This window comes from [Mycobacterium] stephanolepidis (genome assembly GCF_002356335.1).
GTDB lineage: Bacteria > Actinomycetota > Actinomycetes > Mycobacteriales > Mycobacteriaceae > Mycobacterium > Mycobacterium stephanolepidis.
On record NZ_AP018165.1, the window covers coordinates 4,213,543 to 4,231,821 of the forward strand.

The window sequence follows — 18,279 nt, forward strand, 5'->3', positions numbered from 1 at the left end:
ACCCTACTCTGTTTGCTCGCGAATGGCAGTGCCAGCCGAAATGCAACGAATCATGCTGGATACGAGCATGAGACCGCTAATCATTCCGGCAGTACACAGCCCAAATGACTTAGCCATCATGAATCAACGTGCGTTACGACCCCGACCATTTCTCGCACGTTAAAGCAATCCATGCAATCGCAAGTCGGTCGCATATTTGGCGATGATTGGCGCCGAGACTTGCGGAATGTCGTGACCGGAACCAATCTTGGCCTTTTGCACCGCAGCCTGGAATCGGTCTGCCGGTGCCATGGACCCCCGCGAGGGATCCGGCGGCTGACCGTCCCAGCCGTGATCCTGCAGGATCTTCAGCATCTGCAACACAGAGCCTTGGCGTTGATGATCCGGCAAAGCATGCAGGCCGGCCTCGAAGCGCGCCACCCATTCACTGAAATCGCTGATGCGTTCAATCGGGTGGCCGGCCTCGATCAACCAATCGACGTATTCGTCGATTCCGATGCCGTCGTCATGGGGATTCATCACGTGATAGGTCTCAAATCCCGTGAACGATCCGGTAGACGAGCCCGCCGCCTGCCCTCCCAGCGTCGTGATCGCCTCGGCGACGAATTCCACAGGGAGTCCGTCGAAGTGCGCGCGTTGACGATCGCCTTCCTCGGTCAGTCGGTATACGGAATGTGGCGCGACACCGGTGGCGACAATGCTCAGCACCATTCGGGCGACCGTGTCGGAGGCATTCACCTGGCCCGCGTAACTGGTGCCGACCATGATCATGCCCGAGCGGAACACCGTGACCGGCAAGCCAACCTGCTCGTGCGCCTCGCGGAGCAGCACCTCGCCCGCCCACTTGCTGTTGCCATACCCGTTGGCGTAGCTCCCATCGGAAGGCCGAATGGCGCTGATGAGCCGGATATCGGCGTCCTCGACAAAGGTTGACTTCTCGATCTCGCGCCCGACGTCTGCCGTCGAAACGAACGTGTACGGCTTGAGCTTCGAGGTCAGCGCGAACCGGATCAGCTCCGCGGTGCCGACCACGTTCGGTCCGAACAGTTCGCTGTAGGGCAGAACGCTATTGACCAGCGCCGCGGAATCGACAATCAGGTCGACGCTCGCGGACAGCCGTTGCCAGGTCTCGTCATCCAGACCAAGGCCAGGCTCAGCCTTGTCACCGGCGATCACCTGCAGCCGGTCAGCGGCGAGCGCTTCGTAAACCCGGATGAGTTCGGCGTCTCCGCTGTCGAAGGTCTTGTCCAGACGACGTCGAGCATCTTCGTCAGACTTGGCTCGCACCAGGCAAATCAGCGTGCCATCAACATCTTCCAGCTCCTTGAGCCATTGCAGCACGAGGTAGCGCCCCAGGAAACCGGTGGCGCCGGTCAGCAGTACCGTCCGCGGACTCGCATCGGCGCGCGGCAGTGCCGGAGCCGCCTGCAGCGTCGCCTCATCGATGAACTTGTCCAACGTGAGGTCGCTGGCCCGTACCTCCACGGCACCGGGTCCGTGCACGGATGCATAGGTCGGCCCGCTGGCTCCGGAGCTTGCGGCGCTGTCCAGATACACGCTGAGGCTGCGCACCGATGGCGACTCGAACAGAGTTCGCACCGCCAACTGGGCATCGAGCGACGTGTTGATCGCGGCAACCACGCGCATCGCGGAGATCGAGTCGCCACCCAGATCAAAGAACGAATCGTCGGTCCCGACCCGCTCGACACCCAGCACCTGGGCGTAGATGCCGGCGACCGCCTCCTCAATCGCATTGGCAGGCGCGCGGTAGCGGGCCCTGTCGTCGTACTCCGGTATCGGGAGGGCACGCTTGTCGAGCTTGCCGTTGACGGTGAGCGGCAACGCCTCCAGCCGTACCACCGCAGCCGGGACCATGTAGGGCGGCAGTCGCTTGGCCAGGGAGCTGCGTAGTTCGGCGGGCTCACCGGCCCCGATGAAGTACCCGACCAGGCGCTTGTCGCCGGGGCGGTCCTCGCGGGCGATCACCGCCGCCTGCTCCACCCCATCCAGGTCGGCAAGGGCGGCCTGAATCTCACCGAGCTCGATGCGGAAACCGCGAATCTTGACCTGCTCATCGGCGCGGCCCAGGTACTCGAGCTGGCCACCGGCGACCCAGCGCACCAAGTCCCCGGTGCGATACATGCGCGCCCCCGGCTCCCCGAACGGGCATGCCGTGAATCGCGATGCGGTCAGCGCTGCGCGGCCGACATAGCCGATGCCTACGCCAAGTCCGGCCACATACAACTCGCCGACCACGCCCGGCGGCACCGGACGCATCCACCGGTCCAGGACAAACAGCGCGGCGTCGGGCACCGGAACACCGATCGGCACCACACCCGATCCGGCGATCAATTCACCGAACGTGGCATAGATGGTGGTCTCGGTCGGGCCGTAGCCGTTGATCATCACCCGGCCGGGTGCCCACCTGTCCACCACTTCGGTGGGGCAGGCTTCGCCCGCGACGACCAACGTCATGTTGTCCAGACCTTCCGGGGACAACATTCCGACCGCCGAGGGGGTTTGGAACAGGACGGTGACCTTCTCCCGGATCAGCAGATCACGGAAATCGTCCGGGGACCGAACCACCGAATCCGGAACGATCACCAACCGGCCACCGTGCAGCAGTGCGCCAAAGATCTCCCACACGGTGATGTCGAAGACAAGAGACCCGGCCTGCGTCCACACCTCGCCCGGCCCGGTGGGCATGTGAGTGAGCGGGAACTTAAGTGCTTGAGTCACATTGGCGTGCGCAATGGCCACACCCTTGGGGACACCGGTCGTTCCCGACGTGTAAATGGTGTACGCAATGTCATCGGGTGCCGGAGTGAGCAGAGGCGTATGGCCGTAAATGGCGCCGGTCGGATCGTCCTCGGCATCGTCGAACTGGACGACAGAGACTCCAGATCCGTCGAACCGTGCGCGCAGTTCGGCGGTCGTGACGGCCGCGACCGGCACGGCGTCGGACAGCATGAACTCCAATCGCGTATCCGGCACCGAGGGATCGATCGGCAGATACGACGCTCCGGTCTTGAGAATCGCGAGGATCGCCACGATCGCGTCGTCGGAGCGGGGCATCAAGAGCGCCACCGACTCGCCCGGACCGGCACCGTAGATCGCCAGCAGATTCGCCAATCTCGTTGCGGCCTCGTCCAGCTCGCCGTAGGTCGTCGAGCGGCCCTCGAAGGTCAGCGCCACAGCCTCCGGGGCACGATTGACCTGCTCGGCGAACGACTCCGGAATGGACAGCACCGGCTCCGGCCCCCGCGCCAGCACCTTGCGATTGCCCCAGCCGTCAAGCTGTTGGTGCTCGCCGGCCTTCAGCACGTCCAGCGACGAGAGCCGTTGCGAGGCATCGGCAACCATCGACGTGAGCACCCGCTCGAACCGCTCGAACACGGCTTCGATTTGGGCCGTGTCGAACTTGTCCGTGTCGAATTCGACGCGTATTCCCAACTCATGACCGGGTAGCGCCATCACCGACAGCGGGTAGTGGTTGTACTCGCGGGTGACGAACTCGGTGATCGCCAACTCCTGCACACCCGTGAACGCGCTGGTGTCGATCGGATAGCTCTCGTACAGGAAGAGGGTGTCGAACAATTGCTCGTGGCCCGTGATGTGGTGAATCTCATTGAGGGCCAGATGCTCATGCTCGATGGTGTCATTGTGTGCACTCTGTAACTGCGCCAACAGCTCTGAGACTGTGGTGGTCGCACTGGCGCGCGCCCGCACCGGCACCGTGTTGATGAGCAGACCCACGATCGAGTCGGACCCGGCCAGCTCGGCGGGCCGCCCCGACACCGCGGTACCGAATGCGACGTCGTGCTGTCCGGTCACCACCATGAGCAGTTGCGCCCAGGCGGCCTGCAACACCGTGCTGATCGTGGTGTGCTGCGACCGCGCGAGATCGGCCAGGGCCTGCGTGGTCTCGGCCGACACCCGGTAGGACTCGATGCCCCTGGCGCCCGGAGGCGCGGGCGGAGCGACGAGAGTGGGGGTGTCGAAGCCCTCCAGCACCGAGCCCCAGGCCGAACGCGCCGCGTCACGATCCTGTTCTGCGAGCCAGCTCACGAAGTTGCGGTACGAGGATGGCGCCGGGAGCCGGTGCCCGAAGTAGCTCGCCAAGATCTCCTGTAACAGGATCGGCAACGACCAGCCGTCGATGACGACATGGTGGAACGTCAGCACGAACCGGTGCTTGTTCCCCTGGGTGCGAATCAGCGCCGCGCGCAGCGTCGGTCGATCGGCAAGGTCGCAGACCGCGGCACGCTCAGCGGCGCAGAGCCGCTGAATCTCCTCGTCGGGGGTCAGATCGTCCCCACGAAGGTCCAGGTATCGCCATGCGATGACCGGATCGGCAAGAATCACCTGCACCGGATCTCCGAACTGAGTGCAGAACCGGGCCGCCAGGTTGGGGTGACGGCGCACCACCGAGTGCACCGCGTCGCGGAGCCTGAGCTGGTCGACCAGGCCGGTCACCGTGATGTCGAGCTGCACCGCATAGAAGTCGACTCCGGCTGCCTCGTCTTCCAGTACGCCGGCCGCACGGGCGAAGGTGGTGTGGAAGAGCAGACCCTGCTGTATGGGTGTCAGCGGGAGCACGTCGACGATGTTGTGCTGCTCGTGCAGCTCGTCGATCTGCTGTTGGCTCAACTGTGCGGGCGCGATATCGGACGGGGTCAATCCGCCGCCACCGTTGCGGACATACGTGCAGATTCCGGCGAGTGCCTCGAACCACAGCTGACTCAGCCGCTGTACCTGAGGCTCGGTGACCGACGAGGGCGCCCACGTCCACCCGGCCCGCAGATGCGCGCCGGATTCCTCACCGAGTCCGCCCTCCACGATTCCGGCATTGAGATCCACCGTGTACATCAGCGGCATGGACACCGAAGACGCCACACTCGCCGAGGTCAGGCTGTCCTCGTTGATCCGCCACAGGTCGTCTCCGAGATCGGCGGCACCGGCACCGAGGCGCCCGAGGTAGTTGAATCCGATGACCGGTTCCGGCGCGGCCAGGTCCACGTCGCGGTTCAGGTAGCGCAGCAGTCCATAGGCCAACGGATCGGGAAGCGCGCGCAGCTGTTCCTTGGCGCCCTTGACAATCGGCCCCAATTCGGTTGCTCCACCGGCAACTTCCTGCCAAGACAGCCCCCGTACGCTCAACGCCACCGGGTACTTGGTGGTGAACCAGCCGACGGTACGCGACAGGTCGACATCGTCTGCCAGCTCTTCATGGCGCCCATGCCCCTCGACGCCGATGCCGACCGATGCCACGTTCGAGTCCAGGAATTCGTTCCACGCCAGCCCGAATGCGATCAGCAGAATGTCTTGCACTCCAGCGTGAAACGCCGCCGGAACCTCACTGAGCAACTCGCGAGTGGTCTCGGCATCGAGCGATACCGACAACGTCTTGGCAGTGGCGTAGGTGTCCAGTTCGGGCAGCACGGCGGGTAACGGCGCGGGGACCGCGGTCACCTCTCGCCAGGTGTCGGCCGTGGCGAGCACCTCGGCGGAATGTGCGTGCTCGCCAAGCAGCGACGCCCAGCGGGCGAACGAGGTCCCGCCGGTTGGCAACTCGACTGGTTGCCCACTGTGGTGCTGGGCCCAAGCGATGTTCAAGTCTTCCAAGAGAATTCGCCACGACACGCCGTCGACGGCCAGGTGGTGAATCATCAGGGCCAGCTGCCGGGTCTCGGGGACCCAGACCGCGCTCAGCTCAGCACCCGTGGCCGGATTCAGCTGCGCGCGGGCCGCGACCAACTCCGCGTCGGACAAGGTCTCGGCGACACGCAGGCAATCGCGCGCGTTCACCGCCCCCTTCTCCGGGACTGTCAGCGACCACACCTCGGTGTTGGAGGCATCGCCGTCCTCGGCACGCAACCGCAGGGTGGCATGCCGGTCCAGCAGCGCCTGCAGCACCACGACGACGTCGTCCTCTGTCACCCCGGAGGGGGCCTGCAGCACGATCGTCTGGTTGAACTGGTCGGTGGGTCCTTGTACTCCGTGCAGCCAGTGCATGATCGGCGTAGCCGACACCGGGCCGATGCCCTCGTCGACGACTCCGGATTGGCCGTCCGAGAGGACTGCCACCGCTGCTACCCCGCTGACGGTCTGCTCGACGAAGATGTCGCGTGGTCGGCACACCACTCCGGCCGCCCGCGCCCGCGACACCACCTGCATCGACAGGATGCTGTCGCCACCGAGATCGAAGAACGACTCGTCGACGCCCACCCGATCGACTCCGAGAACCTGGGCGTAGATATCGGCCAAGATCTTCTCGACCGGTCCGGTCGGTGCGCGGTAATCCGTACCGACACTGCGGTATTCGGGTGCGGGAAGAGCGCGCTTGTCCAGTTTGCCGTTCACCGTCAAGGGCAGCGTCTCCAGCACCACCACTGCGGCCGGAACCATGTACGCCGGGAGCCTTTCGGCCAATGCGGTGCGGGCCTCAACCGGGTCGGCGCTCCCCATGATGTAGCCGACAAGGCGCTTGTCGCCGGGTCGGTCCTCGCGGGCGATCACCACCGCCTGCTCGACTCCATCCAGGCGTGCCAGTGCGGCCTGAATCTCACCCAGCTCGATGCGATACCCACGGATCTTCACCTGCTCATCGGCGCGGCCCAGGTACTGCAGCTGGCCGTCCTCACCCCACTGCACCAGATCTCCGGTGCGGTACATACGCGAGCCCGGCCCACCGAACGGGCAGGCGAGGAACCGCGATGCGGTCAGTCCGGAGCGATGCGCGTAACCGGGCGCGACGCCGTTGCCCGCGACGTAAAGTTCGCCGACCACACCCTCGGGCGCCGGCCGCAGCCACTTGTCCAGAACGAACAGCGCCGCCCCGGGCACCGGGGAACCGATCGGTGCCACATCCGAACCCGGCCTCAGCGGTCCACTCATCGCCGCGTAGATCGTGGCCTCGGTCGGGCCATAGGCATTGATCATCGTTCGTCCGCTGGTGGCCCATCGATCCACCAGTTCGGTCGGGCAGGCTTCACCGGCGACGATGAGCGTCGTCGACTCCAACCGCTCAGGTGACAACATCCCTGCGGCCGAGGGTGTCTGGCACAGGACGCTGACCTTCTCGCTGATCAACAGGTCGTGCAGCTCATCCGGCGAGGACGCGATCGATTCCGGTACCACTACCAGGCGTCCACCGTGCAGCAGCGCGCCCCAGATCTCCCATACCGAAACGTCGAAGACCAACGAATGCCACTGCGACCAAACCTGGCCGGGCCCGGCCGGCAGATCGGCGCGCACCGCATCCACCAACTGGGTGACGTTGTGATGGGTGACCGCAACCGCTTTGGGAACCCCAGTCGTACCCGACGTGTAGGTCATGTATGCAAGGTCATCGGGTTCCGGCGCGGGGAGCGCGGAACTGGGCTGGCCGTCGATCAGGGGATCGTCGATCTCGGTGACCCGCACATCGAGGCCGTCGAATCGCGAGCTCAAGTCGGCCGTGGTGAGAACCGCCACCGGTTCGGCATCCGACACCATGAACTTGATGCGCTCGTCGGGGTGGGCAGGGTCGATCGGCAGATAGGCAGCGCCCGTCTTCAGCACCGCCAACAGCCCGATGATCGCCTCGCCGGAGCGCGGAACCAGTAGCCCCACAACCTCTCCCGGTCCGGCTCCATTGCCCGCCAACAGATGGGCGATGCGGTTGGTGACCTGATCCAGGTCGCGATAGGTCCATGACCTGTCCCTGCACACCAGCGCGACGGTCTCCGGCGCGCGCTCCACCTGGACTGCGAACAGTACCGGGATCGCGACGGGTTCGGCGGTGCGCTCGGTGAGCACCGCGCGGTTACCCCATTCGTCGAGTCGGTCGTGATCGTCGTCGTCGAGAAGATCCATCGACAACAAAGTCCGGGTGGGGTCGGCGCTCATGCGGGCTCCTTCTTGTTCCCTTTGACATCGGATGTCATGGCCTCCAGCACACGCTGGAACCTCTTGACCAGCTTTCCAATTCGGACGGCGTTGAAGACGTCAGTGTCAAATTCGACGCGGAGTCCCAGCTCGTGGCCCGGTGTGGCTTGCACCGCGAGCGGGTAGTGGTTGTACTCACGATTACTGAACCCGGTGATGGACAACTCGTGCACACGCGATAGTGCAGCCGTGTCGATCGGGTAGTTCTCGTAGACGAACATAGTGTCGAACAGTTGATCGTGCCCGACGGCATGGTGAATCTCGTTGAGCGCCAGGTGCTGATGTTCCAGCGTTTCTCCATAGGCGCCCTGCAGCTGGTTCAACAGGTCCGCGATGGTGGTGGTGGGCGTGATGGTCGCGCGGACCGGCACGGTGTTGATCAACAGACCGACCATCGATTCGGCACCGACGAGATCGCTGGGCCTGCCCGACACCGCAGTGCCGAACGCGACGTCGTTTTGACCCGTAAGCCACATCAGCAGCTGAGCCCATGCGGCCTGCAACACCGTGCTGACTGTGGTGCGGCAGGAGCGTGCGAGTTCGCCGAGTGCCTGCGTGGTCTCTGCAGACACCTCGAAGGACTCCACCCCACGCCGACCCAGCACTATTCGGCCCGGAGGACCGACAAGTGTCGGGGTCTCAAAGCCTTCGAACACCTCGCGCCACGCCGACCGTGCGCTGCCGTTGTCCTGCGCGGCCAGCCAGGTGACGAACCGGCGGTACGACACCGGCGCCGGAAGCCGCTCGCCGAAGTAGCCGGCGAAGATCTCTTGCAGCAGAATCGGCTTGGACCAGCCATCGAGCACGATGTGGTGATTGGTCAGTACAAACCGGTACTGGTCCTCTCCGGTTCGGGCCAGTGCGGCCCGGAACGCCGGCTGTCCGGCGAGGTCGCAGACCGCTGCCCGCTCTGCGGCGGAGAGTCGGTCGACCTGTTGCTCGACATCCAGGCCACCGTCCGCGTCGAACTCGATGTACTGCCACGCGAGTTCGGGAGCGGCGGGGATGAGCTGTATCGGTTCGCCGAATTCCTCGTAGAAGGTGGCAACAACGTTCGGGCGACGCGTGATCGCGGTGTGCACGGCCTCCTGGAGCCGCTTCGGATCGAGCGGGCCGCTCAGAGCGACATCGAGCTGCACCGCGTACAGGTCGTCGCTGCCGTCCATCGCTTCTGGTGCCAGATTGGAGTGGAACAACAGCCCCTGCTGCAGCGGCGTCAGTGGCAGCACATCGGCGATCTGATACTGCTCGTGCAGCTGGTCGATCTGCGACTGGCTCAGTCGCGCCGGAGTGACGTCGGACGGAGTCAGTCCACCGCCACCGCTGCGGACATGCGAGCAGATACCGGCCAGTGCGTCGAACCAGAGCCGACTGATCCGGTCAACCTGGTCGTGACTCAACGCCGAAAGCGCCCACGTCCATGTCGCGTGTAAGCGACCCGAGTCGGTCCCAGCGCCTTCCATCACGCCGGCATTGAGTTCGACGGTGTGCCCCAACGGAGTTGGTACCGACGTTGCCGCGGCCGTGATCGATACCCCATTCGGGTCTATCCGCCACAGATCCTCGGACAGATCCGCACCACCGGCGCCAAGGCGGCCCAGGTAGTTGAATCCGATCGCCGGGTCCGGCCCCACGACGTCGACGTCGGGGTTCAGATACCGCAGGAGTCCGTAGGTCAATCCGTCGGGCAACGCGCGCAGCTGTTCCTTGGCGGCCTTGATGATTGGGGCCAGCGCAGAGTCGCCGGCCACCACATGCGCCCAGGAGAGCTCACCCACCGCCAACGAGACCGGGTACTTGCTGGTGAACCAGCCGACGGTACGGGAAAGATCGGCATCGCCTGCGAACTCTTCTTGGCGACCGTGGCCTTCGACGTCGATGCCGATCGGGGCTCCGCTCGAGCCGAGGAACTCGTTCCACGCCAACGCGAAAGCGATAAGCAGGATGTCCTGGACTCCGGCGTGGTACGCGGCGGGCACCTCTCCCAGCAGTTCCCGGGTGAGGTCGGCGTCCAGCGATACCGACAACTGTCCCGCGCTGGCATAGGTGTCCATCGTGGGGTGAGCCGCCGGCAATGCGGCCGGGATCGCCTCTACCTGATGCCAGGCGTCGGCCAACGCCACCACGTCGGCGGCGCGGGCGTGCTGGTCGAGCAGTGACGCCCACCGGGCAAATGATGTTCCTCCCGGCGGCAGTTCCACCGGTTGTCCACCGTGATGCTGTGCCCAACCAATGTTGATGTCTTCCAACAAGATGCGCCATGACACCGCATCCACCGCCAGGTGGTGAACGATCAGCACCAGCCGACTGCCGCCGCGCTCCCACAGTGCGCTCAGCATGGAACCGGTGGCAGGGTTCAGCCGCGACCGCGCCTGATGCAGCGCCTCGTCGGTGAGAACGTCCACGGCGAGCAAGCACTCGCGGGCGTCTACCGTCCCTGTCTCCGGAACCAGAAGCGACCATTGGCCATCGCTGTCTTCGGCGCGAAGCCTCAAGGTGGCGTGTCGATCCAACAGGGCTTGCAGCACGGTGACCACGTCGTCGTCGGTCACTCCCTCGGGGGCCTGCAGCACCACGGTCTGGTTGAACTCGTCGACCTTGCCGCCGAGCCCATGTAGCCACCGGATGATCGGTGTGGCCACCACCGGACCCGTGCCCGCGTCGACAACAGCCGTCTCTCCATCGGCGAACACTGCGACCTGAGCCAGCCGCGATACGGTCTGCTCGACGAAGATGTCACGCGGCCGCAGCAGCAGACCGGCAGCGCGTGCACGGGCGACCACCTGCATCGACGAAATGCTGTCTCCGCCAAGGTCGAAGAATGAATCGTCGACACCGATCTGTTCGACACCGAGCACCTGCGCGTAGATGCTGGCCAGGATCTCCTCGACAGCATCCTCGGGAGCCCGATAGTGGTCGGCGTCCTGATACTCCGGTGCCGGTAGCGCACGAGTGTCGAGCTTGCCGTTGACAGTCAGTGGCAAGGCGCCCAGGACCACGACGGCAGCCGGAACCATGTAGGCGGGCAGTCGCTCGGCGAGCACCGCGCGCACCGCAGCGGGATCCAAGGTCCCCTTGGTTGATTCGGTGACGTAACCCACCAGCCGCTTATCGCCGGGGCGGTCCTCGCGCGCGATCACCGCTGCCTGATCCACACCTTCCACACGGGCCAGTGCCGCGTGTACTTCACCGAGTTCGATGCGGTACCCACGGATCTTCACCTGTTTGTCGGCGCGTCCCACATACCGCAGCTGACCGTCTTCGCCCCACTGCACCAGGTCTCCGGTGCGGTACATCCGCGAGCCGGGCGCCCCGAACGGGCACGCGACGAAACGTGTCGTCGTCAGGTCCGAACGTCCCAGGTATCCACTCGCCTGGCCGGACCCCGCCACATACAGCTCACCGACCACACCCACCGGCACCTGCCGAAGCCAGCCATCCAGCACGAAGAAGGCCAGATGCTCCAGCGGCACGCCGATCGGGCTGCTGTTGCTATCGACGTCTCCGCTCCCGATCTCACGGAACGAGGCGTGCACCGTCGTCTCGGTGATGCCGTACATGTTGATCATCCGCGGAAGCCCCGGATGGCTGTCAAACCAGGGCGAAAGACGCTGCGGTTCAAGTGCCTCGCCGCCGAAGACCACCGTCTGCAGCTTGAGCTGCTGACCCACCTCTGGTTACATCGCATCGGCGGTCTGCAACGCGTAGAAGGCCGAAGGGGTTTGACTCAGAACGCTGACCTGTTCGCTGACAAGCATGGCGTGTAGGTCTTCCGGGGACCGGACAACCGCGTCGGGCACGATGAGCAGCCGACCTCCGTACAGCAGCGCGCCCCAGATTTCCCACACCGAGTAGTCGAAGGCCAGGGAGTGGCATTGCGTCCAGACCTGTCCCAGATCCAGTTCTGCGTCAAGCGATTCCAACAGCTGTGCGACGTTGCGATGGGTAACCGCCACGCCCTTGGGCGCGCCGGTGGTTCCCGAGGTGTAGATGATGTAGGCGATGTCGTCGACGGCGGGGACGGGCAACGCCACGTCGGACTGTCGATCTACGGCGGGATCGTTGATATCGATTGCGGGTATCCCGGACGCGCCCAGTCGCGGCAGCAGGTCGGCCGTGGTGACCGCGGCGATCGGCGCCGCATCACCCAGCACGAACTCCACCCGGGAATCCGGATGTGCGGGGTCGATCGGTAGATACGCCGCGCCGGTCTTCAGTACCGCCAGGATCGCCGCGATCGCCTCTCCGGTACGAGGGAGCAGCAGCGCCACCCGCTCACCCGGGCAGGCACCCCGGCTTGCCAGATGGTTCGCCAACCTGTTGGCGGTCGCATCCAATTCGCCATAGCTCCACGAACGTTCACCACAGGTGATCGCGATCGCTTCCGGCGCCCGCACCACCTGTGCGGCAAAGAGTTCCGGGATCGACGTCAATGCCAGTTCCGGGCGGGTCAACACCGCGCGGTTGCCCCACGTGTCCAACCGATCGTGCTCACCGGCATCGAGCAGGTCGATCGAAGACAACCGGGTGGTCGGGTCCGCGATCATGGCCGCCAGCACCTGACGGAACCTGTCAACGATGATCTCGATCGCAGCCAATTCGAATACATCCGTATCGAATTCGACCCGCAGGCCCAGCTCGTGGCCGGGCATAGCCACGACCGACAACGGATAGTGGTTGTATTCGCGGCTGCTGAAGTCGGTGATGGCCAACTCCTGCACACCCAGCTGCGCGCCGACGTCGATCGGATAGTTCTCGTACACGAATAGTGTGTCGAAGAGCCTGTCCAGGCCGATCGCATGATGAATCTCGTTGAGCGCCAGGTGCTCGTGCTCGACGGTGTCGTTGTGAGCACGTTGCAACTGATCCAGCAGATCGGCAACGGTGGTGGCCGCGTTGATGTTTGCACGGACCGGCACAGTGTTGATCAACAGACCGACCATCGATTCCGCGCCGACGAGGTCGCTGGGCCTCCCCGACACCGCGGTGCCGAATGCGACATCGTGCTGTCCGGTCAGCCAGGTGAGCACCTGCGCCCACGCGGCCTGCAACACCGTGTTCACCGTGGTGCGCTGTGTACGCGCCAGCTCGGACAGCGAACGAGAGATCTGCTCCGACATCCGATACGACTCCGAGCCCCTCCGACCCGATGAGGCGAGAGACCCAACCAGTGTCGGGGTTTCGAAACCGTCGAGTGCCGCACCCCATACCGCTTGCGCCGCAACGCGATCCTGCCCTGCCAACCAGGTGACGAAGTTTCGGTACGGCGCAGGCGACGGTAGCCGCAGCCCGTAGTAAGCGCCGAAGATCTCCTGCAGCAGGATGGGCAACGACCAGCCATCGATCACGATGTGGTGAGCGGTCAACACCAGCCGATGCCGGCTTTCCGCGGGGCCGCCGAGCCCGGAGATGAGCGTCGCCCGAAAGACCGGTTCGGTGAAAATCCGGCAGACCGCCGCACGTTCGGCCGCACACAACTGCCCGACCTGTTGATCGACATCGCCAACCAATTCGGCATGCTGCCAAGCGATCACAGGCTCCGCGGGGATGATCTGTACGGGTTCTCCGTACTCCTCGCTGAAGCGGGCGGCCAGATTCGGGTGGCGTTTCACCACCGTGTACACCGCGTCACGCAAGCGGCTCGCATTCAGGGGACCTGTGACTGTGAGACCCAACTGGACCGAGTAAACGTCGTCCTCGACGGAATCTCCGGTGGCCTCAGCAAACCCTGCCTGGAACAGCAGTCCTTGCTGTAGCGGGGTGAGCGGCAGTACGTCGGCGACGTCATACTGCTGCACCAACGCGTCAATCTGCTGTTGAGACAGACGCGCGGGCGCCAGGTCAGACGGCGTCAAGCCGCCTCCGCCGGAACGCACATGAGCGCAGATCCCGCTCAGAGCCTCGAACCACAACCGACTGAGGCGCGCGGCTTGTGCACCGCCCAAAACCGAAGGCGCCCAAGTCCAATTGGCCCGAAGCTCGGGCCCGGACTCGGCGTCCGAATGTGTCTCGACGATCCCGGCGTTGAGCTCCACCGAGTGGGCCAACGGCATCGGGATGGCCGCAGCCACATCGGTCATCGACAGGCTTTCTTGGCTTATCCGCCAGAAGTCCTCGGAGAGGTCGGCCGCTCCCGCACCCAGACGCCCGAGATAGTTGAATCCGATCGTCGGCTCCGACCCGGTCAGCCCGACGTCGGTGTTCAGGTAACGCAGCAAACCATAGGTCAGCCCATCGGGCAGCGCACGCAGTTGCTCCTTGGCCGCCTTGATCACCTGGCCGAGGGCCGACTCGCCCGCTGTTATCTGCGCCCACGACAGTTCCCCTACCGCCAATGCCGCCGGGTACTTGGTGGTGAACCACCCCACGGTGCGCGACAGGTCGATGCGGCGGTGCACGGCTTCACCGATTTCTTCCTGCCGCCCGTGCCCCTCGATATCGAATGCGATCGGCGCGCCCCCGGCGCCCAGGAACTCGTTCCAGGCCAGCCCGAAGGCGATCAGCAGAATGTCTTGCACCCCAGCATGAAACGCCGCGGGTACCTCACCCAGCAGATGCCGTGTGGTCTCGGCGTCCAATGACAATGACAGACGTCCGGCATTGGCGTACGTGTCGGTGGCCGGCTGAACTGCGGGCACGCGCGCAGGTGCGGTCAGCACCTCTTTCCATGCATCGGCCTGCGCCAACACTTCCGTGGACCGCGCGTGTTCGGACAGTAGTGAAGACCAGCGGGCAAACGATGTTCCACCGGCCGGCAGCACCACATCGGCTCCACTGTGATGCTGCGCCCACGCGATATTCAAGTCTTCCAACAGAATTCGCCACGACACACCATCGACGGCCAGGTGATGAATCACCAGCACCAGCTGCTTGGTGTCGGGAACCCACGCCGCGCTGAGCATCGCTCCGGTGGCCAGGTTCAGCCGAGAACGTGCCGCCACCAACGTTTCATCAGACAACGCATCGACAACGCGCAGGCGGTCGCGGGCATCTATCTCCCCCGCCTCCGGGACGAGCAGTGACCACTCGCCGTCGTTGTCCGTAGCACGGATTCGCAGGGTGGCGTGGCGATCCAGCAATGCCTGCAATACGACGATGACGTCGTCCTCGGACACGGCCGCAGGTGCCTGAACCACGAGTGTCTGGTTGAACTCGTCGATCGCGCCCACCGAATCCTGCATGCCACGCAGCCAGTGCATGATTGGCGTGACGTCTACGGGGCCGAGACCCTCGTCCACCACATCGGCTTCGCCACCGGAGATTTCGACGACAGCGGCCAGCCGCGACACTGTCTGTTCGATGAAGACATCGCGCGGTCGGCACAACACACCCGCCGCCCGGGCGCGCGCGACCACCTGCATCGAGAGGATGCTGTCGCCGCCCAGATCGAAGAAGGAGTCGTCTACGCCGACACGATCGACACCGAGCACCTGGGCGTAGACACCGACCAGAATTTCCTCGACGGCTGTGCGGGGGGCGCGGTATTCGGCACCCAGTCCGCCATATTCGGGAGTCGGCAATGCGCGGGTGTCCAATTTGTTGTTGGACGTCAAGGGCAATGTCTCAAGCACCACCACCGCTGCGGGAACCATGTAGGGCGGAAGGCGTTTCGCCAAGGTGCTGCGCACTTCGGCGGGATCGACGGTCCCGGTGACATAGCCGACGAGACGTTTGTCCCCGGGCCGGTCCTCGCGAACGATCGCGGCCGCCTGGTCCACCCCGTCGAGCGCGCTCAGCGCCGCTTGAACTTCACCGAGTTCGATTCGGTATCCGCGAATCTTGACCTGCTCATCGGCCCGGCCCAGATACTGGAGTTGTCCGTCGTCTCCCCACGAGACCAGATCCCCGGTGCGATACATGCGCGTACCGGGCTGCCCGAATGGGCATGCCACAAAGCGAGAGGCCGTCAGGTCGGAACGACCGATGTATCCGCACGCGACACCTTCACCGGCCACATACAGTTCTCCGACGACGCCGGCAGGCACCGGTTGCATCCACGTGTCCAACACGAAGAGCGCCGCGCCGGGTACCGGCGCGCCGATCGGAACCGCCGAATCCGGCGCCCCTGCCACCAGCGGAGCACTGATCGCCACGCACATTGTCGTCTCGGTCGGTCCGTACGCGTTGATCATCACCCGCCCGGGAGCCCACCGCTCGACGACCGAGGCAGGGCACGCCTCCCCGACCACCGCAAGCGCCGTGGATTCCAGGCCTTCCGGGGAAAGCATGGCCACAGCCGACGGAGTCTGCGTAAGTACGGTGACCTGTTCGGCGACCAGCACGTCGTGGAAGTCCGCGGGTGAGCCCGTGATCGATTCGGGGACGACCACGAGCCGACCACCGCGCAGCAGCGGGCCCCAGATCTCCCATACCGAAACGTCGAATGCCAGAGAATGGCACAGGGGCCACACGCCGGGGTTTGGCAGGCCGGCATCCAGCGACGACATCAGCTGGGTGACGTTGTGATGGGTGACGGCCACGCCTTTGGGCGCTCCCGTAGTTCCCGAGGTGTAGATGATGTAGGCGATGTCATCTGGTCGAGCACCGGGCGCGGGAGCCGACGGTTCCGTTTCGGCGGCGGAGGCGTCGAGATCGAGGATCGGCAGATCGAAACCGTCCAGTCGCGCCCTGAGTCCGGCTGTGGTGATCGCGGCGGCCGGCGCCGCATCGCCGATGATGAACTCGAGCCGCGACGCCGGTACCGCGGGGTCGATCGGCAGATACGCCGCCCCCGCCTTCAAGACGGCGAGTATGCCGATGACAGCCTGAGCAGAGCGGTCCGACAGCAGGACCACACGGTCGCCGGGGCCCACGCCTTGCGACACAAGCCGACCCGACAGCGCTTCGGCAGCCTCGTCCAGCTCGCGGTACGTCAGGGTGCGCTCACCGAAGGTCAGCGCCGCGGCCTCGGGATCGGCGGACACCTGAGCGGAGAACAGTTCGGGAATCGATAGGTGCTTGGCAACCGGCACAGCGAGAACCGCCCTATTGCCGACCTCAGCCAAGCTCGTGAGTTCCTCGTTGGCCAGGGAACTCAGTGAGGAAAGCCGACGATCCGGGTCGGCCGCCATCTCCGATAGGAGCCGCTGCAGCCGCTCCGTCAGGTTCGGCACTCCGAATTTCGAGAACGGCAGTCCGTCGCCAGAGGTGCTCAGGAGCAGTTGGTCGCTGGCTCCGATAAAGAAGAGTCCGAAGTGGCCCATGGGACCGTGGTTGGTGTACGTCGCCGTGGCGGGCACGCCGGCGAGGTCCAAGGTGAGTCTCATGGGGATGAAGTTGATGGCGACGCGGTTTCCCGCCTGCCGAGGGCCCCGCAGACCGAATTCGCCGCCGTCGAGAACATGGGCCGGGAACCGTTGATGCTTCAGCAGTTCGCGAATGCGTACATCGACGTGCTGGCAGAATTCGGCGACCGTGGATTCCGGCGGCGAACTGAGCACCAGCGGCACCACGCCGGCCAGCATGCCCGGAAGCATCTTCGACTCGGGGCGAACACGTCGGCTGACAGGAAAGTCCAGCGCCACTTCCGACCCACTGGTGGACCACCCGCGCACCAACAACGCGCAGGCCGCGGTGATAACCGAGTACCGGCGAACACGCAAAGCCTTTGTCAAGTCTTTGATTTCGCCGACTACCGCGTCATCGATCTGAACCGATGCCGTCGGCGTATAACCCTCATGACCCTCGTGGGCATGAGGCGGACGAGGATCGAGGCCGCTGTCCGGCGGAAGGTTACGGCTCCAGTACTCCCGATCCTCTATGTAGTCGGCGGACGCTTCGTACTCTGCCTCCAGATCCACCAGATCCTGCAGGGTGCCGAAGTAGGCGTCGGGAATCGGATCCCCCGCGACCAGCGCGGAGTAGATCGATGCAATTCGGCGGCTCACGATCGCCATGCCCAAGCCATCCAGGTTGATGTGATGGCACAGCCCGAACATGTAGTACTGATCGTCCGCCGTCCGGATCAACGCGAATTTCAGCAGTTGGTCGGTCAAAGGCATCAGTGTGCGTTGGATCGACGAGGCGATCTGACGGGCGTGCGCGACAGGATCTTCTGAATCACGCACGTCGTGGTAGGCCAACACGAGTTCCGAATGGTCGATCGCCCTCTGAACGATCTGACTATTTACCTCATGGAAGGCCGCCCGCGCAGGTTCGGCTTCATTGATTGCCTGACGGACAGCCCGCTCAAGTAGAACTCGTTCTACTTTTCCTTCGATTCGAACCAAAAGGCCTAGTTGCCACTCCGCACCCACAAGACCGCTTTCCTGGGAAAGCCAGATATCCAATTGTCCGCGCGAAAGCGGTAATGCCCCGTCTTCAGACTCCAACATTCGCCTACCCCCTCTC

1 protein-coding gene and 1 pseudogene are annotated in these 18,279 nt (G+C 64.6%); both read right to left on the reverse strand.

Features of this window, described 5'->3' with window-relative positions:
- Window positions 1–159: 159 nt before the first annotated feature.
- The gene (locus tag MSTE_RS21095; RefSeq protein WP_096504144.1) at window positions 160–7,890 is read right to left on the reverse strand and encodes a non-ribosomal peptide synthetase; all 7,731 of its coding nucleotides are present in this window, start codon (window positions 7,888–7,890) and stop codon (window positions 160–162) included.
- Window positions 7,887–18,263, reverse strand: a pseudogene (locus tag MSTE_RS21100) (amino acid adenylation domain-containing protein). Before MSTE_RS21100 ends, MSTE_RS21095 begins: the two are co-directional and overlap by 4 nt.
- Window positions 18,264–18,279: the final 16 nt, after the last annotated feature.

Excerpts from the sequence above, each read along its gene's own strand:
- MSTE_RS21095 (WP_096504144.1), bottom strand. The coding sequence starts at position 7,890 with ATGAGCGCCGACCCCACCCGGACTTTGTTGTCGATGGATCTTCTCGAC.